The sequence below is a fragment of the Candidatus Nitrospira allomarina genome (genome assembly GCF_032050975.1).
Classification (GTDB): domain Bacteria; phylum Nitrospirota; class Nitrospiria; order Nitrospirales; family UBA8639; genus Nitrospira_E; species Nitrospira_E allomarina.
In genome coordinates, this window is the sequence record NZ_CP116967.1 from 3155842 (window position 1) to 3175924 (window position 20083).

A 20083-nucleotide genomic window follows, 5' to 3' on the forward strand; every position below is an offset into this window, starting at 1 on the left:
TCTCGGGGCGTGTCAGGAAAAAATTTTTTCTAGAGCAAAGACCCCTAAACAAGCGTGGAGTTTCGCTTCTGTTTCAGGGTACCGGGCATTGATTATGGCTGTTGCAGAAGCGAAGTATGGTGAAGGGGATCGTCAGATTCATATCCGAGCATCAATCATCTCCATCACCCGTGATTGCCAGGCGAGGACGGCTGTGCGTACGTGCATCTTCTCGGCCAGTTTCGGAAATTCGGTGCGGATGACCTCGGCAGCGAATCCGGAAAGGAACGCGCTCTTGAGTTCGGCGCAGGCGCGGTCAACGCCGATTTCATGGTAAGGCGACTTGGCAAGTAACAGGAAGCCATCATTTGGGATACGGCCGCTTTGCATGTTGGCCTCAATGATGCCGGCGGCTTTTCTAATAGGATCGGCGAGGTCCGGGCTGTAGGGTCCGATGATGAGCGCCAGATTTGAGGTGTGCAGCCAATCAAACCCCCGTCCGACGCAAATAATCCATTCGCGATGCTCAATGTTGAGTGTGCGGTTGGCCTGTTTGATGCCAGCGACATGGGTGATGTTGTCCCGTACCAGGGGCAACAGGTCCTGCTGGATCTGTTGAGGCATATCCGGATACAGCTCTTCCAGTAAGGCGGGCAAGCAGTCCTGATCGGAAACGGACACAGATGAGAGGTCCAGGGTTTTCCCGTTCGTACTGTGGAACACCAGAGCGTCTTCATCGGTTTCAAATCCACACACGATCGGATACACCGTGTCGTGAGCCGTGCCGAAGACTGCCTCCATCTGTTGTTTAATACCCAGACTATAAGTGCGTGCGGCGACGGTGTCATAGTTAAATCCGGCACATCCGCGATGGGGATTGCCCTTTGAATAATGGTAGGTAATGAGCGCCAGGGTGCGGCGGCCCTGTCTGACCATGTTTTGCACATGCTCTGTCACGACTTCGCCGAGGTGCGGCCACCCCAGGTTAAATCGTCCACCGAGATTGCGGAAGGGGAAAATGATTCCGCGTGGAGTGTTGGTGGCGACGGGAATATTGATTCGCCCATCCATGCACATGAATGCGGCGATCGCGGTCGGATGTTGGGCGAGGTATCGGCTGCGGGCGAGCCATGCCTCGGGACTTTGGAATTCCTGGGAGTGCCGCCGAGAATGGCCTACTAGCCAGTCGATGCGTTGCCCGATGGTCAAGTCGTGAATGTCCACCTCTTCCTGGTTCGGTGGTATCTGAGTCAAAATCTTGGTTTTCATTGCCTTATCCTTTATGGGGTTTTGGATAGCCATCGGTCATTACGCGAATGCCATGAGACTTCGTGGAGGATTCACGCGGTAAGCCAACACGTGGTCCGAAAATGAGCGAAAGTGATCCATCCCGACGATGGAGCAGGTATTGCCCGCCTCAATACATTGGTCCTGGAAATGATATAAATACTCCATCGAAGTGTGGTCGATAATCCTTCCTGCCAAAATGATCAAAAAGTCGGCTTTGGAGTTTGAAGGAACGACGAGCGTTTCGTGGAGCACCTTGTCGAGTTTCATCAGGTTCATGCAGGTGACCGAAGACAGGTATATTTTATACGGGTTTTTCATCTCTTCGACAGTGCCTCGTATCGCGTCGGTGGCAACGGTCATGATGCTGTACCGTTCACGAGAGCCGCGGCCGTCTCCAATTCGGATAACCGGATTGCTGAACAATTCTACGAGTGCAGCCGATAGTAGGCTGGTCGACCGTTTGAGGAAAGAGTTTTTGGCCTGAGTTTCCTTGGCCGAGTTCCGTATAAGGTCACCACAGAGCACGATGATCTTCGTCAGCATGCCAAGCGCGACGCCTTCTAACAGGTCCGAGGTGTATAGGGTGACCACGACGGTGACCACAGCGATCAACAGTTGTTCCTTGCCGATTGCGAAGATCTTCCAAAAGACCTTTGGCGCACATAGTTGCCATCCAATCCAGATGAGCAAAGCTGCCAGAACGGTAAGCGGAATGAAATTGATAAGCTTTGTCCCGAACCACAAAATAAGCGCGAGGCAGCAGGCATAATAAAAGTTGGCCCAGAGGGTTCTTCCTCCGGCCATGATATTGGTTGTGCTTTTCACTCCGCCGGGGATGATCGTCAGACCGCCAGCCAAGCTTGAGAGGATGTTGGAGATGCCCATGGCCCGCAGGGTCACGTTGGGATCTGATTTTCTATGAAAGGGATCAATCTTATCGACCGCAGCGATTGTGGCCAGCGACTCGGTACCATCGATAAGGGTGAGCGTGATAATCGTGATCACGAACGCCATCCATAAATCCTGATTTTGCCAGGCCTCAGAAAAATGAGGAAAGTGAATGCCATGTTGGAAAATATCCAGAGGGACATGGACCAGATATTCTTGCGGGAGTTGCAGGAACCAACTGGCGATGCCGCCTAGACTGGTGAGAAGGAGAGGAGCCGGGATGAGCCTGGCCCACCGTTCTTTTCGACTGGAAAGAGAAAAGAGCAAGGCCAAGGAGAGACCGCCGACGAGAAAGATCTCCAGATTCATCTCATGGATATCGTGAGGAATTGCGAGAATAGCCTCTGGAATGGATTTGACGGGCGGCAACTGGTCTCCCAGGAGTTGCGGAATTTGTTTGATGATAATCAGCATGCCGATGGCACTCAACATGCCTTCGACTACCGAGATGGGAAAGTAAAGGGCGAATCTCCCTGCACGAAAGAGACTCAACAAAAACTGCACCACACCGGTCAGACAAATCGCCACCAGTAAGAGCGGATATCCCACAGTTAAGTCTCCATGGCCGAGAGTAATCATTCCGGCCAACAGTGCTGGGGCAAGACCGGCAGCCGGTCCGCTGATCGTCACATAGGCTCCACCAAGGAAGGGAAAGATGACTCCGGCGATAATGGCGGAAATCACACCGGTAATGGGCGGTGCGCCCGATGCGACCGCGATTCCCAGCGAGAGTGGGAGCCCGATGAGTGCGACTTGTAGGCCAGCCATGAGATCGTAGCGCCAATGTTTTAGCCCTCGCACCCCGTTCTGGGGTTTTTCCATGGAAGGGGCTACTGAATGCTGGGACAGCATGTACTTTTCCTTTTGCCTTTCTGGTTGTCGTCTTCGAGTGAAGCGGCAACAGTGTTTCTCGCTGATAGAGGTGGGGGTGGGAAAACGCCAACATCATTCCCTTGCGTGTTTGGTGTACAAGGATTCTGGGCCTTACTCGCCCGAACTAGTAGGGTAACCGGATATTAATTGCATAACTGATACCTCAGAAGACGACAGGGTGTTTGGAACCGGCACAGAAGCCAGGGATGATATTTGTCCAACAGCATTGGAGTTCCCTGAATATAGGAACAAAGAGAAAAAGTTCATTTCTCAGTTCTGGGTAGGCCATGAGCGGTTTTGCATCGCGCGTTTAGTGCGAATTCGCTCCAAGCGGTAGCGCTGACAGGAATCAAGATAAGATGGTGGACTGTGAACTCTAAACGGGTATGCCTGCGTGTTTCATAAGATGGTCAAATCCATGGTTGCCGGTTTTTAGCCACGACAATGATATTTTTGTGCCATGGACTGGTACCTCAGGGCCAGTCACTTCACTGGTTTTTTTAATGCGGGTCAACTTCATTGGGAGGCAGACTTATATCCTTGCGATTGCCCCATAAAGGTGACCAATTAGTGAATGGGTAGGCAGGATGTGGATGATCAATATGATACTCATTTTTTCGGTGTTTGGCCGGGAATTTTTTAGGACTCCGAGTAGAAAAATAATTGCACGCCGATAGTAATGACCAGGAGAGCCCAGAGGATTTTGAATGCAAATTTGACGCGGGCGTTGGTCTGCAACGCGACATGAGATCGTGGTATGAACTCGCCGGCAAACCAGGCTAGACCACCTGCCAAGGCCAATGTGCCCATGATGTTATGGTGAGTCTGAATGTCGTGGCCGCCTGGGTGGAGGCCATGCATGTGGCGAAACAACATAAGCCCACCGACCAGTGCAAAACCCGGCAGAAGCGACCGCCAGAACACGTGAGAAAATTTCCCAGCCCGAAGGAACCCTTCCACCAGGCCGACAGCCAGGGCCAGGATGCCGAATATTTTGTGTTGCAGCATTTCAGGATCCTTGCCGGATAAGGTGTCGGCTAATGTCCATGAGCCAATGGGCCATGCCAAATGATCGCTCCAGATCAATAGGAAGATTCCTGATCCTATTAGTGAACCCGGCAAGAGCCAACGAACCCACATGAATGCCTGCCAGCCCATTACTCTTTGCCATTCACTGAAACCCATCAGAATGACACCGACTCCAACAAACGCATGGTTGAATTCGCTATAGGCAATCCCTTCCGGGGAGCCTTCCCACTGTCCAACCTGCGGAGCAGCGTCCTGATGGTGGACGGTGTGATTGTGGTGAGTTTCTTCCTTCGAAATGTTGCGTGGTTCGGCCCAGGCGGAAGGTAGCCCAAGGTGCAACTCGTGGTTTATTGGTTCCCATAGGCCTAAAATAAGGAGTAACCCGAAAAAAACCCGATAGAGCCAGATAAACAGGACAGTAGAAGGCATGATGCTCACGTTTCCCTCACTGAAGATTTCCTTTGGTTATGGTATTGCCAATGTAGGGGGGTTGAAGAATGATCTCATGCTGCAAATTGAACATAAGATTCGAGCATTTCGCTAAATTTGAATATGTCTGATCATATCGCTTATTCAGTGTATGGACGTGTACTGTCTGATAGTGTGCGGTGGTTTTAACCTGGGAAGAAGCATTCTACTGTGGTGCCCTTCGATCCATCCGTTCTGCATGGGAGAAAGTGACCAATTCCTTTTCTTGTAGGCTTTGCTGAACCAGCTTGGGAATGTCTAGGGCTTGCTCGACTTTGAGGATATGGGGTAGCTGGCATCGTGTTTGTGGATGTTTTGGGACAAAGAGCGTGCAGCAGTCTTGGTCCGGTTCGATGGAGGTCTCGAACGATCCCAGCGCTTGAGCTTGTTGCGTGATTTCCAACTTATCCATCCCGATGAGCGGACGAAGGATGGGAAGTGACGTGGCTTCGTTAATGACAGAAATATTTTCCGGCGTTTGGGACGCCACTTGACCCAGGCTGTCTCCGGTCGTGAGGGCCCATGCCTCCTCCTGCTCGGCAATTTTTGCAGCGATGCGGAGCATCAAGCGACGGTAAAGCACGACGCGCACGGGTGGCGGCGTGTTGATGACGATTTGGCTTTGAATATCCCCAAAGGGAATGAGGTGAAGACGGGAAGACAGTTGATACTTCGTGAGTAACGCGACCTGATCGCGGACTTTTTCCTCAGAAACCCGTGAGAGATATGGACGACCATGAAAATGCACAAAGACGGCTTTACAGCCACGTTTCATCATGCGATAGGCTGCCACTGGAGAATCGATACCACCGGAAATGAGGCAAATGACTTTTCCTCCGGTCCCCGTCGGTAGTCCCCCGGGTCCTGCCTCCCGTTGATAGGAGTAGTAGGCGTAGGGCGGGACTAATTCGCTAAAAATCGACATATCGGGGTGTGAAAGGTTGACTCGCTTGCCGGTATGGGCGGCGACGGCGGCCCCAATTTCTCGTTCCACATCCATTGAAGTTTTGACGAATCGCTTGTCTGCCCGTTTGACACTGACTCGAAAGGTGGCATAAGGATGAGTGGGCAGGTGTGCAATGATCGCATCTTTGAGAACCGTGAGATCGGATTGGTTGTAAGCCAATGGCACGGCTCTGGTCAAAGAAAAATTGACGATACCGAATACGCGCTTGATCTGTTCCTGCAAGCACGGCCACGCCGCCTCTTCCTCGAAGCTCACCCGTATTCGTCCCTGGAGTGCTTCGACATGCACATGTGCCAGGGGTTTCAGGGCTCCTCGCAGATGGTGGACTAACCGGTATTCGAAATGTTTCCGGTTGCCTCCCTTGAGAGCGAGTTCATGATAATGCACTAAAACATGAAGCATTAGTGGAGCGATTCTAGATATCGCTCGGCGTCGATGGCCGCCATGCAGCCTGACCCTGCAGCCGTAATGGCCTGGCGATAATGTGAATCCTGCACATCACCTGATGCAAAAACGCCGGGGATGTTGGTGGTAGAGCGATTTGGCTGAGTGCGGATGTAGCCTTGCTCGTCCATATCGATGAGTCCGGTAAACAGGCTGGTGTTCGGCGTATGGCCGATGGCCACGAAGACCCCAGATAGCGGAATCTCTTCAACCTGGTTGGTTTGGACGTTGCGGACCCGGATTCCCTTCCACGACCTCATCACCCAGGACCTCTTCAAGAGCACTATTCCATTGAAAGGCGATCTTTTCATTGTTGATGGCCCGGTCCTGCATGATTTTTGATGCACGCAATTTATCGCGACGATGAACGAGGGTGACCTTTGAAGCGAATTTTGTCAGGAATGTCGCTTCTTCTACGGCGCTATCACCGCCGCCGATGACGGCAATCTCTTTGCCACGAAAGAAGAACCCGTCGCAGGTGGCACATGTCGAGACGCCATGACCCATGAGACGGCTTTCGGAGGGCAGACCCAGTAAATTGGCCGAGGCTCCGGTCGCAATTATCAAGGTTCGGGTCTCTAAAGTGGCTTCATCGTCAACCGTGATCTGAAAGGGGCGCACCTGGAGATCTACCTTGGTGACATGGCCCTGGCGAAATTGGGTGCCGAACCGTTCGGCTTGGGCCCGCATGTCTTGAATGAGTTGAGGGCCCATGATGCCTTTGGGAAATCCGGGAAAATTCTCCACATCGGTGGTGATGGTTAATTGTCCGCCAGGCTGCGAACCATCAATGAGCAAGGGGGAAAGATTGGCTCGAGCGGTATAGACGGCGGCGGTTAATCCAGCCGGTCCCGATCCCAGAATAATGACGTCATGCACCATGCGTAAACTCCTTACAGTTAGACATGTAGGTGAACGGTCTATGGGGTGTTGAGGCTGCGGCGGGCTGTTCGTGACCTCGCCTCACTGACATATGTCCTATACAATGACTGGACCGCATGGCGCAACTGTGTACGGGACCATGATCCATCCAATACGGCGTCGGCATAATCGAGCTTGTGCCGAAGGGGCATTTGTTGTCTGATTCGCCGGAGGGCTTGGGCCTTGGTCAGACCATCACGACGGCAGGCGCGGGCGAGTTGAGTGGCCCGGTCGGCGGTGACCACGATGACATGATCCATACGCTTGTGTGCACCGGCTTCCAATAATAGCGCAGCATCATAAATGATAACCGCATGAGGATATTCGTGTCGCATGCTCCTGACCTGTTTGGCCTGTTCTCGGGCGACACGGGGATGAATGATTGCTTGCAAAACGTGTAATTTCTTAGGGGATTTAAACACGATATCAGCGAGAGCTTGGCGATTGATGGTGTGGTCTTCGGCGAGCACTTGTGTCCCGAATTCCTTGACGATATCCCTCCAAGCAGGTTTTCCAGGATTAACAACAGCTCTGGCCAGTTCGTCGGCGTCAATAATTCTTGCTCCCAGTGATTGAAAAATCTTGGCGACGGTCGTTTTTCCTGATGCCAAGCCTCCAGTTAATCCGACGACGACCATAGCCAACCATAGCATAGGGGGTTGGGAGCGACAATAAATGAGGAAAAATTTTGGTACCAGCTTGACCCTGCCAAACCCCTTGGGTTATTGACTCGATGAGAGTCCTTTCCTTTGGGTGAGCCGACCGCCGGCCAAGAGCGTGACAGGAGGAATTGAACACCGTGAGAGTTCAACGCATGTCGACCACCATTCGACCGGGTTTCTTTTTATGTGCTCTGATTCTGTGTGTCCTGCCTGGATTGGCGTCTGCCAATACTGAGGAACTTGCGCCCTCGGAGGCCGTTGTCTCGTCAGTATGGCAAGTTGCCTTGGATGGATCAGGGCATTTCACCTCGATTCAAGAAGCGATTGATCAGGCTGCATCAGGTGATACGATTTTGATTAAACGGGGAGCCTATGCCGAGGATGTTACGGTACATAGCAAGGAGGGTTTGTCGATTATCGGCGAAGGCATGGACCTGGTAGTCTTGACCGGGAAAAAGCGTGTCGGGACTCTGCATATTGGTAAGTGGCCGTATGGGGCAACGAATGTGACGATTCAAGATCTGTCCGTGATTCAACACGGAGGATTGGGAGTTGGGATTTTTAATGGCAGTGGCGTGCGATTAACACGAATTCGAGTCAATGGAATGGTGTTTAGTCAACAGGTGCAGGATGTTCTTTTGGAAGATTGTGTGATTGGTGACAGTGAGACAACAGGTGTGGCATTTGCGGATTCTACAGGCACCCTATCGGGCAACCTGATTTACCATAATGACCATGGCGTGGCTATCGGAGGCACCTCTGATGTGACCCTCAAACAGAATGTGATAACCCGAAGTCTATATGAAGCCGTGTTGATGACCGATCAGTCCAAAGCCCGGTTGATTCAGAATACCCTGGCTCAGAACGGAGGCGGGGCTGCTTTTCATGATGATGCCCAAGCCGATGTGCAGGGGAATATTATTACTCAGAGCGCAGTAGGTTTCTTATTTTTTCCCGGGAGTCACACCACGCTGGCCTTTAACGCCTTGTCAGGCAACCAGGGGGATTATGTCATGACCGGGACTCCACCCACACCGGCTCCGGATAGGGCAGGGAAAACCGATGTACAATTTGCTCCAGGATTTGTCAGTCCTGAGAATGGGGATTTTCGTCTTCAGTCGGATTCTTCCTTGATCCAGGTTGGTGCCTTTCCATATTTAGGGGCTCTGCCTCCGGTTTCTTCCAACCCATAAATTCTTTTCCGGCTGTCCAAGTGTCTGCGGCCTTCTCTTCGAGAGGTTTTAGTGCATGCCCGGTTGAGTCTTTTTCCACACGCCATGAGTTTTCCACGGTTGGCTTTATCACTCATGCGTGAATGAGAAGACGAATATTTAAAACTTTTGAGAGTCCTCTTTGTGGCGGGACAGCGTTGGAGCAGGAATATATAATCTGCCCCTGTCTCGCCTCGCATCAACGCTATGCCACGCGGACCCAGGGATTCTGCACATCCCGCAACTACAATATTTTGGATTAGGGTTTTTGCTTGGGACGGAGAATCAATTGAGCATGCTCCGCATCCAGCGTCACGAGAAAGTGTTTAAGGAAGGACATCCCGAGCAGACCCTCGATGTGTTCCGGAATATCCGGGAGATCGTGAAGGGCTACGGCGACATTGGTGGCCCGTGCGGTTCCGACCGTGATGGAAGAGAGATAGTTCATGTTGACTTGCACCGACCCTCCTGCGGTATTGACGGTCAAGAGTTCATTGTCGGTGGTTCCCAGGATTCCGAGATCAATGGCGACCTGAGTCGAAAGGACTGTCATGGAGGCACCGGTATCCACAATGAGTTGGGCCAATCGTTCTTGATTTAACATGACAGGAACGACAAATGACCCTCCACTTTTGGTAAGGGGTATGGTGATTTCCTGATTAACAGGTCTGTCCTGCTCTTCCTCATTCAAGGAAGATATCTGAGTAGAAATCTGAGTGTCAGGAGGTGCTTGCTCAGGAACGGACTTTGGGGTTGCTTGAAGTGTTGCAGTCGTGGATGACGCTTGATTGCTGAGAGAAGGGCTTTGTGATGGCAATAGCGTGCAGTTAAATAGTTGGGCTGGATTGTCTGTTAAAACGCGTGTTCTGGACTCATCAAAACAGTCATATGTCGCTGAATGCCCTGGAGACACCAATAGGGCAGTATATACCATCAATCCTGGCACCCACCAAAAGGTGGTGTGGTGAGGATTCCTCAGAAACGAAACACGGCGACCTTCATACATAATGGAAAATAGAATACCAAGATGCGGGGGGAAAACGCTATGAAGAGATTACCCGCTGGTATCGGGGGTTAAGGGAATGGTGGCCTGCACATGCGAGCCGGTTTCCAACACCTGGGTGGACAGAACTACGGTTTCTGGTTCGATCTTGTTCACCTGCACGCGACCTTCCAACATCTCTCCCTGTTTGACGATATAGATGGCCTGCCCATTGGTCAGGAAGGCCTGACTTTCTCCCCCTTTGGTTAAATACCCCAGGAACCGGAATTGGTTAAGTTGTTCCCTGGCCCGTTGCCCTGCAAGATCGGCCATAGATGGACCTGGGGGGGGCGGTTGGGGCAGAGCTGGGGAGGGCGCTGTTTTGGGAGGGCGAGGAGTGGGGGCGTTATCTATTTTTTTTTGGTGGGCCACCTGGGACATGCCTAATGGTGCAAAGATGTTGCGGGGTAGAGAGAATTTTGCGGTTTGGCGAGGGTTAGAAAATGCCGGATCTAACTCCAGATCTTTAATCGGTGGAAGTGGGACTCCTGACGTGGCAGAGGAAAGCAGGGGATCTGTTGGCGTAGAATCCCACATTTGGAAGATCGTCACCATTCCCCAGGCCAATAATAAGCCTCCTAACACCAGCCATTTTCGTTGATTCGTCATTAGGCTTTTGTTTTTTTAACCGGTTCAGGAAATTCTTTCAGAAAGGTGGAGACCTTCAGTTTAAAGATAACCCCTTTCTGTTTTTTAGATGTTTCAACGGACAGTTTTTCGATAAAGAGATAAGGCCAGCGTTGCTCCAGTTCGAAAATGAATTTTCGAATAGCTTCATAGGGGCCTGCGGCTTCAAACGCAAACGTGCCTTTTGTGGCCAGTTTATGGGCGAGGGGTTTGAAGTCGTATCCCATACCAGGAATTTGTACGTGATTTTGTTTCGCCAAATCGGCAATGTCTAAACTTAAATCTGTGAATTCACCGGAATCCGGAAGAGCATTCCACATGGTGGATAGAATGGTTTGGGTCTGCCGGGCTGTCTGCATGGTTGTCTGTGTATGCAAAGAGGCTTGATTCATGGCCGTGATATGTTGAAAACGGTCCTGGGCCGGGTAAAAGATGAAGGCAAACATCCCGACCGATGACAAACCGGCAAGGACCGTCACGATGAACAGCGGACCTAAATATTTTGAAATCCGGATCGTCGTCCTGGATTCTTGTATGATCTGGAAAGAATTCATCGTTGCTTGGGGACCCCTGTCAGGTGAGAAGTTGGGTGTCGGGCATCATAGGTGACGGTGAGCGAAAATACGCTATGTGAGCCACCTTGCTCTTCTTTGGTAGTTTTTGTGGAATGCTGCGATAGCAACACATTCTGAAAGGCTGCATGCTTCTCTAACTGGTGAATGAGTCGATTGAGGTCGGGTAAAGATGCTGCCGATCCTTGGAGAAGGATTGTGTCGGTTTTTTCATCGAGAGACACTGAGTTCAGGGTGATATCCGAGGGAATCGCTGTTTCCAGATCCGTCAATAATTGTGTCCAGGAAAATCCCACCCGTTCACGAACCTGTTTCACAAAAGTGACTTTTGAGGGAATGCTTCGAATGGCCTGGTGTGAAAGGTCAAGCCCGGCCGCCCTGGCTTGAGCGACCAATTGTTGGTTGGCCGCCTCGACACCGGCGGCTTGCTCTTCCAGGACATCAATCTGTTCATGTAATGAGTTTCCCTCCCACCAGAATGAAGCGGTCAGGGCAAGGGCCCCAGCGGTGAGAAGGGTGAGTCCGAGTTGGGACAATTGAAGAAGAGGAATCCCGGGTGCAGATAAATTTCTATGTACACGTGGGATCATCATGCCACCATCAGACTGGCATAGCCTGGCAATGCCGCTTCTTCCTGGTGGCTCGCCGCCAGGTGTGTATTTGATAGATGAAAATGTGAGGCCGGGGATAGTGAGGTGATCCGAATTTGAGGCTCATGTCCTCCACTGGCCTTAAGGGTCTGTTGAATGTGCTCGAGAGGCGGCATAAGGCTCTGCCCGAAGGTCAGATCAGTGGTCATAAATAGATTAACCGGGGAAGATGCCGTGGCAACGGATATGGGAAACATTTCAAAATAATATTGCAGTGTTGCCAGGATTTCCTTTTCCACCTTCATAGCAGTGTACGAAGGGTAGGGAGTATGTCCTGTGGCGTAATCTTGATGGGCGTCAGAAGAGAAACCTCCTGACGATGTCGGGCGATGATCTTCGGTCTCCCTGTACTTCTCCGACTCAGGATCCAGTGAAGGGTCTTGATGATCATGGGGCTCTGTTTTTATGGCAAGAGCTTTCGTCCGAATGAAGCGTGGGCTGCCATCCTGAAAGGCCAAGAATGTAAACCCCCAATGACTGATGAAGAGGAACATGAATGTTGGGGGATGAAAAGACCGAGAAGAGTTTTCAGCCGTGAGCCGGTCCTGGATATTGGGGCCGTACAGATCAAAGACGTCGAGCCCCGACACTCCAATAGCAGTTGGGATGAGATCTGCCTCTAAGCACAGGTTCTCATATTGTTCAATAATTTCATGGCGAATGGCCGTGCCTAACACTCTGACATGTTCTGTGGTATCCGGGGAAAGGGAATCCCTGACCGAAGTGGGCACATAGAGACCGAAGGACAGCCGTGATTGGGAGGTATCCAGTTTGAGGTCCTGTTGAAAACGCCAATTCACCAGTGCCGTCTGCTCCGGTTTTTTTGTGGGAAAGGATGCAAAGTCAAAAATGCTCGTCCGTGCGCATATGTCCGGGAGACTGAGTGCAATGGAAATTGGGCGACGATAGGGCTTGGCCAGTGCCTTGAGTTGAGTAAGAAACTCATCGGAATTGGCAATATTGGGTTTGGTCGAGGAGAGCCTGAGGACCCCGGGGGAAAGCGGGAGTCTGGCGATGTGTCGGAGCGAACTTTTACGCCATTGCTTTTTGATTTCCACCAGGCATAGCTCTTCATCAGAAAGAGAGAGCGCGACGGTGGGGGCCGAGATGGGAAAAAAATGCATTAGATTTCCTCGATCGGAGTCACCCGATTAATTTCTTTGAGCGTCGTTTCTCCTCGGTAGACTTTTTCAAGGGCTGCTTGGCGTAGCGAGGTCATTCCCTGAGCCATAGCAGCCGTGCGAATTTCCGAAATAGATTTCTCGTTTAAAATCATTTCCTTGATGGAGTCGGTCATATCCAAAAATTCTGTAATGGCTTTTCGACCTCGAAAACCTAATCCGTGGCATTCATTGCATCCTTTTCCTTCGAAAAAGGTCAGGTGTTTCACGTCTTCATATTCAATGCCGGATTCCTGGCACTGCTCGGGATGTATCTGAACGGGGATCCGGCAGGTTGGGCAAATGGACCGCACCAGGCGTTGGGCGAGAATACAACTCAGGGACGCCACAAAGTTATACGATTCAATGCCCATATTCACAAACCGGCTAATGACGTCAAAAGCATTATTCGCATGCACGGTAGAAAAGACCAAATGCCCGGTGAGTGCCGATTGAATGGCAATTTGTGCCGTCTCTAAGTCCCGAATTTCTCCGACCATGATTTTATCGGGATCGTGCCGCAAAATGGATCGGAGGCCTCTGGCAAACGTGAGTCCCTTTTTTTCATTGACGGGAATTTGTACGATCCCCTTTAATTGATATTCCACCGGATCTTCAATGGTAATGATTTTATCTTCGTCGGAGTGCACCTCATTGATCGCGGCATACAGGGTCGTCGTTTTTCCGCTTCCTGTGGGTCCGGTGACCAGCACCATGCCATAGGGGCGGGTAATGGCTCGCCGGAATCGGCGAAGGTCTTCCCCGGTATACCCGAGGGCTTCCAGGCGTAACCCCTGGACCCCTGCGGATATGTGTTGTTTATCCAGAATTCTGATGACTACCGATTCTCCGTACACACTTGGCAATATGGAGACCCGGAAATCAATGGTTCGGTGATTCAGTAGCAGTTTGAAACGACCATCTTGCGGCGTTCGACGTTCCGCAATATCGAGTTCCGACATGATTTTGAGCCTGGAAATGAGAGAGGGGTGAATGCCGGTATCAAAAGGATCCATGGCTAAATAGAGGACGCCATCAATCCGGAACTTGACATCCACCGTGCGTTCCGTGGGCTCAATATGAATGTCGCTCGCCTGCTTTTGCAGAGCCGTTAAGATTATCGTATTGACCAGCTTGACTACCGGGCTGAGGTCCTTGGTGATCCGTTCTACGGAGAGAACTTCTTCGCCTTTCTCGTCTTCTTTAATCAGCACTGGATCCAATTCCGCTTTGATGCGTGTGAGCACCTGGCTATTGCCTTCACTATTGCTCAAGGCTTCAACTATAGCCGAGTGAGATGTCACCACTAATCGCAACTCAAATCCCAATTGGTGCTCCAATTCATCGATCATTCGCAGGTCATGTGGTTTTGCGAGAGCGATGGTCAGAATCTGACCTTCTTGTTCAATGGGCACGAATTCATACCGATGCATGAGTTCGACCGGAATGGACTCCATGAGCGGTGAGGGGATACGAAATTCCTTAAGCGTATTCCATGGTAAACCATATTGATCAGCCAGGACCTGGCCGATCACCTCTTCCGTGTGGGTGCCTCGTTCTAACAAAATGCTGGGAATAGTCTGATTGGTTGATCGGGCCGTTTCGATCAACGTCTCTTTTTCCCGTTCCAGGATGAGCCCCTTTTCCACCAGGAGGTCCTCGAATGGCATGCGTTTAACTGGTGTGGTCATGGTTTTTCTCTCGTCGAGGTCACTGGGTCGTTACACCGCTCCTGCCATTTGGAAAATAGGAAGGTAAAGGGCAATGACCACCCCTCCCAAAATTACGCCAATCAGAATGATGAACATAGGTTCGATCCATGTCATCAGTCGAGATAATTGAAAATCCAATTCTCCTTCATGAAATTCGGCGACCTCAAAAAGCATGGCTTCCAACGATCCGGTCGTTTCACCGACTTCAACCATTTCCAGGGTGAGGCGAGGAAGAAAGTTCTCTTTTTTTAATGCCGCGGAGAGGCTGGTCCCTTCCCGAACATGGACAATGACTGATTGGAGCGCTTTGGCAAAGACTTTATTGGGCATGGATTTCGCTGTGACTTGCAAGGCGGATAACAAGGGGATTCCGCCTCCAAGAATGGTTGACAGTGTTCTGGCTAACCGAATCACTTGATTTTTTAAAAACAAAGGCCCAAGCACCGGAGCATGGAGAAATAACCAATGTATTTGCCATTGACCTTGAGGGGTGTTTTTCCACCAATAGATCACCATCCCCGCAATTCCTATGAAAATCAGCAGTCCGATCATCCATTGGGTGGCGGAATGGGTCAGATCAATCAAAAGCTGGGTGGCCCAGGGCAATTCCACGCGACTTTCTTGATAGACTTCCGCGAATGACGGAAGCACAAAAAATAACAGACCCATGGTCACCAGGAGACCAAACCCCAATAAAAATATAGGGTAAATGGTCGCTTTCACGACTTTTTCCCGAACCCCAATAAGCATTTTTAAATACGCAATGTATCGGCTGAGGACTTCCGGGAGGTTGCCAGCCTGCTCCCCGGCTCGTAAGGAAGCTTGATAGAGTTCCGGAAAGTAGGTGGGGTGATGGGTCATGGCTTCGGAAATGGCCGATCCTCCTCGAATATGCTCTCGTACGGATTGCAGAGCTTGTTGGAACCCCCCCTGGGTGTTTCGTTCTGCCAGAAGATCAAAGCACCGCAACATGGGCAATCCGGCTTTGAGTAGGGCTAAAAATTCCTGATTGAAAATCAGGAAATCTCTAAGCGCTAAAGGACGTTGCCGTTTTTTTCGTGAGACGATCTGCCTGGCGCCAGAGCCAGCCAGGTCAAGAACAAGCAGTCCTTGAGCCTCGAGTTGAGAGCGAAGGCTTTGAGATGTTTCGCCGTCTCCATCGGTTTCAATGATCGTTCCATCCGGACGAGCGGCTTTGTAATGAAACCGGGGCACTAGGGTGACTCAGGTAAATGAGGATTGCCAAGCGAGAGTATATGTTTTGGCTCAGGGGCACTTTCCACACGATTGTCCTGTAGGGGAAGGCTTTCATGTTGTACCGGTTCCGCCAGGGCCTCTGGGATGACGGGGGTATCCGCTGCCTGATTTGGATGACTCGAAGTGTTTACGGCATTCGGTTGAGATGCCATCGGCTGGGTGACTTGAATTTTGAATCCGGTCATAATCACGTCAGAATCGAGATCATTCCATTCATGTAATTGGGCAATGGAGACATGATACATTTGGGATAACTTCCAGAGGGAGTCGCCATTTTGAATGACAATCCGTCCCTGGGAATCCGGTTGACGTTTATTCACGGACGAGGATGGTGGTTTGGAAATTGAGTGTTTCGTTTGCAAGGGTTGTCCCTGACCTGAGGACCGGTGGAGTTCCTGTTTAATCAGCGTGATATCAGTGGAAAGCTGTTTCATGCTCGTCATAATTTGCTGAAATGATTGGTTGAGGATTTGAATATCTGACACGAGCTGCGTGGTATCCGGCATGCTGGCAACCTGGCCCTCAAGTTCCATGTTGTGTTTTCGCAGTTGATCTCGCTCGGCCTGAATGTCCAGAAGTTCTCCACGAATATGTTGCAGCTCAAGCCCTTGATCCTGTTCCCGATGCTGAATGGATTGCGTATGGCCTCTCAGCGATTGCAGTTCACCCGCTTGTTTGGCCATGAGAATTTTTAATGCCCCTATTTCAGCCCGTAAATTTTCATTTTCTATTCTGGCTTCTTGAAGGAGAACCTCTTGGTGAGAAGTCTGGGAGGCATACTCTATCGATGAATCGACCGCGACCGGTTTTGTCGGTTTTTGAGCACAGCCGCCTAAAATCAGAATAAATGTTCCGCTCAGAATCATGTGCGTCCAATGATTACATTTCATTTCCTACCTACCATTCTTTATAGGGAGTGCCATCCAGCGCTTGGCCGTCACTCCCACTTTTAACATCAAATATTCCAGCAGGAGAGTCCTCGCCCTCCTCCTGTTCTTCATAAATTTCGGTCCATGTGGTCGAGGAGTGGGTAAAAGGATCCACGGGGATGGCTCGAAGATACTTCTCTTCCACCAGGTCCTCTAGGGTCGCCGGATATTCCTTTCTGTCCGCATAAAATTGATCAATGACCGCTCGCATTGTGAACAAATTTTGCTTCAAAGCCGCTTCCTTGGCTTTTATTGCCGTGTGTTGAAATGTGGGAATCGCAATAGAAACCAGAATCCCCACGATTGCCACGACAATCATGAGCTCGAGTAAAGTGTAGCCCTTTTTGCCAAAAACTACAAAGTGGGTCATTACCATTCACGATAGGGGGTCCCATCAATTGCCTTCTTTTCGCTGGTGGTATAGATGTCAAAGACATCTTCCCCGCACCACCGGGATTCGTCTGGTTCATCCTGGAAACACCGGAGCCCCCATTCCGTGGTCTCTGTTATTGGATCAAAGGGTATTTTCCGGAGGTATCGTTTAATTTCCGATTGCTCGCCGAGTTGGGCTTTCTCGCCGGTCAATTTAACCTTCAAGAGAGTTTCCAAGGTTTTAGGGTAACCGGTCACTCCCGTGGACTCCTGACAAGTCGTCACATTTTCCACGCAGAGTTTTCCCGTGCGCACGGTTCCATCTCTTGCCCAATCCTGTTGAAACGCATCAATTGCGGTTCGTACCGTTCGTAAGGTGTGGCGAAGCTCCAATTCTTGCGACCGTTTAATGCTGACTTTTGCAATGGGTAGGGCGACGGAGGCTAATATGAACATAATGACCAACGTGACCAAGAGTTCGATTAAGGTTACCCCCTCTTGAGTTGGGGAGGATTTATTCCACCAACACTCTGCCATGTTCCACCATGACCGGGATAGATTGGCCATTGGCTCCCAAGACGGTTGATTGTTGAATGTGAATGTTTGAGTTTCCAGTTCCCGTAGCTTCAAAAACCACCGTGGCAAGTGATCCGCTTCCTTGGACAGCTGTTCCCTCCTGACCCATCTGAAGGACCAGTTGTCCTAAGTGTGGCACGGCGGAAACCGTCATACTTGGAGCCATCTGCTGAGATGTCCATACTGTCCCTTCATTGGCCTGCGCAAAGGAAAGGACCGCCGGGTCATAGGTCAGGGTGAGAGAGGTTTTTCCGACCGATGACAGGTTTTCTCCTTGAATGGTGATGGATAATTGATCTCCAATTTTAACTGACGCTGCGGTCGGCAGGACTTGTAGACGAGGTCTATCGGTCACAGACTGCGATGCATCCCCCGAGCCCGGTTCCACGGATGTTGTAATGGGTGTCTTCCCCTCAGTTAATGAGGAATCTTTGGGGAATCCTGCCGATTCGGAAGAATCGGGAGTGTCTGTGAGCAAGTCCTGCGTGTTCAGAAGTGACACCGCCGGATTGGGTTGTGAAAACATCGGCTTCGTGCTGTACTGGTTGCTTGTGCCTGACCACATCGTATGTTTCGCTAATTGGGGGGGAGTGACGCTGCGAACGATGTGCGGGGTAATGACCAAAATGACCTCGGTCACAACTTTATTGGTATTGGTATTACTAAAGAGTTCCCCAAGGACTGGAATGTCATCGACTCCGGGTACGGAATCCCGCGTCTTTGTGTTGTCTTCGGCAAGGAGCCCGCCGAGTACGACGGTTTCACCATCCCGCATATTGAGCGCCGTGTCCGCGGTACGGGTTCCAAACTTGAATTGGGTAATGAGGGGAGAAGCTTGAAGAATAACCCGCTCGCCGAGCCGTGTGACTTCTATTTGCAATCGAAGGGAAATGGTTCTGTTTAAATGTACGGTCGGTTCAACGGTGAGTTTGATGCCCGTATCCTTAAACTCAATGGAAGTCACGGTTGAAGTCGTGGGAACGGCACCCGTGGACGCTTGTCCCGGTAAGACGTTGGTGGTTGAGAGAAGAATGGGCTGCTTATCTCCGACATTGATGGAGGCCTTTTCATTATTGAGCACTCTGAGTTTAGGCGAAGCCAGAGTTTTGGCCTGAGACTCCTGTTTGAAAAAATTCAATAACACACTGCTGGGAAACCGAAAAAGAAAAGACTCTTGACCAATGTCCGTTAATTGTTTGAACGAAAATGTTGATGGGAGGGAAAATGCGGCGGAATTTGGAGACTCCGTGCCTGGGGGAAAAATACCAAATCCAGCCTCTTTGGCAAACTGCAAGCCCAGGTTTTGAGTGTTGGTACGGTTGACTTCCAAGACCTCCACTTCAAAAAGGACTTCCGAGTCGTTTCGATCATTGGCCAGAATGATCTGTTCCGCCAGACCGACTTTGTCCGGTTCGTCCCGGATGACCACAGTGTTCAAGGGCTCATTCACATAGACGCGTTTCGTTTCTAAAATCGTACGAAGTAAGTTCGCCATGTCTTTGGCTTTGGCATTGGAGAGATAAAATGTGCGAATTTGCAGGTCATCATATTGCTCCCGTTTTTGTTTGGTATCCGGGATGACTAAAAGCCGGTCAGGGCCTACCCGCTTGGCAAACAGTTGATTGGTCGTCAAGATGAGATTTAAGGCCTCATCAAATGGCGTGTCCTTAGTGAAAATAGTAACCAGGTCATCTCGCACATCCTTGTCGAATAAAATATCGATATTGGCGGTTCTCGCTAAAATTTCAAAGACTTGTTTGAGTCGGGTATTCTGGAATCGAAGCGTGACGGGCTCGGCCGAGCCACCGATGGCTTGGGTGGCTTTTTGCAATTGGACCACTCTGGTGATGCCTTCAACAGCTTCTACCAGAGCGTGATCCATTTCGACGGCAGATTCATAGAGTTGTAAAGCCTCGTCATATCGTCCCAGACTTTCCATACCTTTAGCGTCCAATAATGTCTGTTGGGCTGTTTTGGAGCGCCAGACATCGTTGAGGGCTGTATGGTGCTCAGTATTTTCAGGATCGAGCCCTACAGCGATCTGGAATTCCTGAAGAGCTTCTCCAATTTTCTGTTCTTTCAACATTTGCTTTCCACGGGAGAAATGTTGTTCTGCCGCCCGGATTTTTACCGTTTTCAGTTTTTCATTGAGTTCTGTATTAAAGGGGTCTTTTCGAACAGCTTCCCGGTAGGCCGCCACGGCGCCATCGAAATCGCCCTTTTGTTCAAGTTCATCTCCAAGTTGTGTTTCACGAAGAGTGCAGGACATCAGAGCCATCATAAAGACCATGGCCAACACGCAAAACCGATTCAATCTAAGCATTGGAACCTTCGCTATATTTTAATGAGAATGACGGGGGGGTAAGACAGAAGAAATCAAAAATCCTCCTGAAC

General features: G+C 50.5%; 17 protein-coding genes and 2 pseudogenes. 1 reads left to right on the forward strand and 18 read right to left on the reverse strand.

Translation table 11 applies throughout. The features are described from left to right. Nucleotides 1-138: 138 nt before the first annotated feature. The 6 genes and pseudogenes from PP769_RS14020 to coaE all read right to left on the reverse strand — a co-directional run bounded on the left by PP769_RS14020 (nucleotide 139) and on the right by coaE (nucleotide 7557). Nucleotides 139-1248, reverse strand: a complete 1110-nt coding sequence (locus PP769_RS14020; RefSeq protein ID WP_312641176.1) for a hypothetical protein — start codon at nucleotides 1246-1248, stop codon at nucleotides 139-141. Nucleotides 1249-1287: 39 nt separating this feature from the next. Continuing rightward, nucleotides 1288-3039 carry a SulP family inorganic anion transporter gene (locus PP769_RS14025; protein WP_312641178.1) on the reverse strand — a complete coding sequence of 584 codons (1752 nt, stop codon included), beginning with the start codon at nucleotides 3037-3039 and terminating at the stop codon, nucleotides 1288-1290. Between the two features lie 690 nt (nucleotides 3040-3729). After that, nucleotides 3730-4548, reverse strand: coding sequence for a hypothetical protein (locus tag PP769_RS14030; protein WP_312641180.1), 819 nt, complete (start codon nucleotides 4546-4548; stop codon nucleotides 3730-3732). Between the two features lie 205 nt (nucleotides 4549-4753). Beyond that, nucleotides 4754-5956 (reverse strand): tRNA uracil 4-sulfurtransferase ThiI, encoded by a 1203-nt coding sequence (thiI, locus tag PP769_RS14035; RefSeq protein WP_312641182.1) that lies wholly within the window; start codon nucleotides 5954-5956, stop codon nucleotides 4754-4756. Then, nucleotides 5956-6877: pseudogene (gene trxB, locus PP769_RS14045) on the reverse strand (thioredoxin-disulfide reductase). Before trxB ends, thiI begins: the two are co-directional and overlap by 1 nt. Before the next feature lie 41 nt (nucleotides 6878-6918). Beyond that, nucleotides 6919-7557 carry a dephospho-CoA kinase gene (gene coaE, locus PP769_RS14050; protein WP_312641188.1) on the reverse strand — a complete coding sequence of 213 codons (639 nt, stop codon included), beginning with the start codon at nucleotides 7555-7557 and terminating at the stop codon, nucleotides 6919-6921. Between the two features lie 161 nt (nucleotides 7558-7718). Between coaE and PP769_RS14055 the strand changes: the two genes are divergently transcribed. Continuing rightward, nucleotides 7719-8774 (forward strand): right-handed parallel beta-helix repeat-containing protein, encoded by a 1056-nt coding sequence (locus PP769_RS14055; RefSeq protein ID WP_312641190.1) that lies wholly within the window; start codon nucleotides 7719-7721, stop codon nucleotides 8772-8774. A 277-nt stretch (nucleotides 8775-9051) separates the two neighbouring features. Here the strand turns inward: PP769_RS14055 and PP769_RS14060 are convergent, their stop codons facing one another. The 12 genes and pseudogenes from PP769_RS14060 to PP769_RS14110 form a co-directional block, all read right to left on the reverse strand. Further along, on the reverse strand, nucleotides 9052-9726 hold the full coding sequence (locus tag PP769_RS14060; protein WP_312641192.1) for a retropepsin-like aspartic protease family protein: 675 nt from the start codon (nucleotides 9724-9726) through the stop codon (nucleotides 9052-9054). 120 nt (nucleotides 9727-9846) lie between these two features. Continuing rightward, entirely contained in the window at nucleotides 9847-10443 is a 597-nt protein-coding gene (locus tag PP769_RS14065; protein ID WP_312641194.1) for a hypothetical protein, read from the reverse strand. Continuing rightward, the gene (locus PP769_RS14070) at nucleotides 10443-11015 is read right to left on the reverse strand and encodes a hypothetical protein (RefSeq protein WP_312641196.1); all 573 of its coding nucleotides are present in this window, start codon (nucleotides 11013-11015) and stop codon (nucleotides 10443-10445) included. The genes PP769_RS14065 and PP769_RS14070 overlap by 1 nt, the downstream gene beginning before the upstream one ends. Then, nucleotides 11012-11626: a PilN domain-containing protein gene (locus tag PP769_RS14075; RefSeq protein ID WP_312641198.1), complete on the reverse strand. Its 615-nt coding sequence runs from the start codon at nucleotides 11624-11626 to the stop codon at nucleotides 11012-11014. The genes PP769_RS14070 and PP769_RS14075 overlap by 4 nt, the downstream gene beginning before the upstream one ends. Next, nucleotides 11623-12807: a type IV pilus biogenesis protein PilM gene (locus tag PP769_RS14080; protein WP_312641200.1), complete on the reverse strand. Its 1185-nt coding sequence runs from the start codon at nucleotides 12805-12807 to the stop codon at nucleotides 11623-11625. Before PP769_RS14080 ends, PP769_RS14075 begins: the two co-directional genes overlap by 4 nt. Then, nucleotides 12807-14090: a GspE/PulE family protein gene (locus PP769_RS14085; protein WP_376753448.1), complete on the reverse strand. Its 1284-nt coding sequence runs from the start codon at nucleotides 14088-14090 to the stop codon at nucleotides 12807-12809. The genes PP769_RS14080 and PP769_RS14085 overlap by 1 nt, the downstream gene beginning before the upstream one ends. Nucleotides 14091-14111: 21 nt before the next feature. After that, a pseudogene (locus tag PP769_RS19795) lies at nucleotides 14112-14534 on the reverse strand (GspE/PulE/PilB domain-containing protein); the annotation flags it as partial. A gap of 30 nt (nucleotides 14535-14564) precedes the next feature. Next, nucleotides 14565-15770, reverse strand: coding sequence for a type II secretion system F family protein (locus tag PP769_RS14090; RefSeq protein WP_312641204.1), 1206 nt, complete (start codon nucleotides 15768-15770; stop codon nucleotides 14565-14567). After that, nucleotides 15770-16702, reverse strand: a complete 933-nt coding sequence (locus PP769_RS14095) for a LysM peptidoglycan-binding domain-containing protein (protein ID WP_312641206.1) — start codon at nucleotides 16700-16702, stop codon at nucleotides 15770-15772. The genes PP769_RS14090 and PP769_RS14095 overlap by 1 nt, the downstream gene beginning before the upstream one ends. A 7-nt stretch (nucleotides 16703-16709) precedes the next feature. Continuing rightward, entirely contained in the window at nucleotides 16710-17111 is a 402-nt protein-coding gene (locus PP769_RS14100; protein WP_312641208.1) for a prepilin-type N-terminal cleavage/methylation domain-containing protein, read from the reverse strand. After that, nucleotides 17111-17650, reverse strand: a complete 540-nt coding sequence (locus PP769_RS14105) for a type II secretion system protein (protein ID WP_312641210.1) — start codon at nucleotides 17648-17650, stop codon at nucleotides 17111-17113. Before PP769_RS14105 ends, PP769_RS14100 begins: the two co-directional genes overlap by 1 nt. After that, a complete protein-coding gene (locus PP769_RS14110) occupies nucleotides 17628-20012 on the reverse strand; it encodes a secretin GspD/PilQ domain-containing protein (protein WP_312641212.1) in 2385 nt (794 codons plus the stop codon). Before PP769_RS14110 ends, PP769_RS14105 begins: the two co-directional genes overlap by 23 nt. Nucleotides 20013-20083: the final 71 nt, after the last annotated feature.

Bases quoted from the DNA above. Each gene is read 5' to 3' on its own strand.
- PP769_RS14065 (WP_312641194.1), bottom strand. From the start codon at position 10,443: ATGACGAATCAACGAAAATGGCTGGTGTTAGGAGGCTTATTATTGGCC.
- PP769_RS14095 (WP_312641206.1), bottom strand. From the start codon at position 16,702: ATGAAATGTAATCATTGGACGCACATGATTCTGAGCGGAACATTTATT.
- PP769_RS14030 (WP_312641180.1), bottom strand. From the start codon at position 4,548: ATGCCTTCTACTGTCCTGTTTATCTGGCTCTATCGGGTTTTTTTCGGG.
- coaE (WP_312641188.1), bottom strand. From the start codon at position 7,557: ATGGTCGTCGTCGGATTAACTGGAGGCTTGGCATCAGGAAAAACGACC.
- PP769_RS14110 (WP_312641212.1), bottom strand. From the start codon at position 20,012: ATGCTTAGATTGAATCGGTTTTGCGTGTTGGCCATGGTCTTTATGATG.
- PP769_RS14025 (WP_312641178.1), bottom strand. From the start codon at position 3,039: ATGGAAAAACCCCAGAACGGGGTGCGAGGGCTAAAACATTGGCGCTAC.
- thiI (WP_312641182.1), bottom strand. From the start codon at position 5,956: ATGCTTCATGTTTTAGTGCATTATCATGAACTCGCTCTCAAGGGAGGC.
- PP769_RS14105 (WP_312641210.1), bottom strand. From the start codon at position 17,650: ATGGCAGAGTGTTGGTGGAATAAATCCTCCCCAACTCAAGAGGGGGTA.
- PP769_RS14070 (WP_312641196.1), bottom strand. From the start codon at position 11,015: ATGAATTCTTTCCAGATCATACAAGAATCCAGGACGACGATCCGGATT.
- PP769_RS14060 (WP_312641192.1), bottom strand. From the start codon at position 9,726: ATGGTATATACTGCCCTATTGGTGTCTCCAGGGCATTCAGCGACATAT.
- PP769_RS14020 (WP_312641176.1), bottom strand. From the start codon at position 1,248: ATGAAAACCAAGATTTTGACTCAGATACCACCGAACCAGGAAGAGGTG.
- PP769_RS14075 (WP_312641198.1), bottom strand. From the start codon at position 11,626: ATGATGATCCCACGTGTACATAGAAATTTATCTGCACCCGGGATTCCT.
- PP769_RS14100 (WP_312641208.1), bottom strand. From the start codon at position 17,111: ATGACCCACTTTGTAGTTTTTGGCAAAAAGGGCTACACTTTACTCGAG.
- PP769_RS14080 (WP_312641200.1), bottom strand. From the start codon at position 12,807: ATGCATTTTTTTCCCATCTCGGCCCCCACCGTCGCGCTCTCTCTTTCT.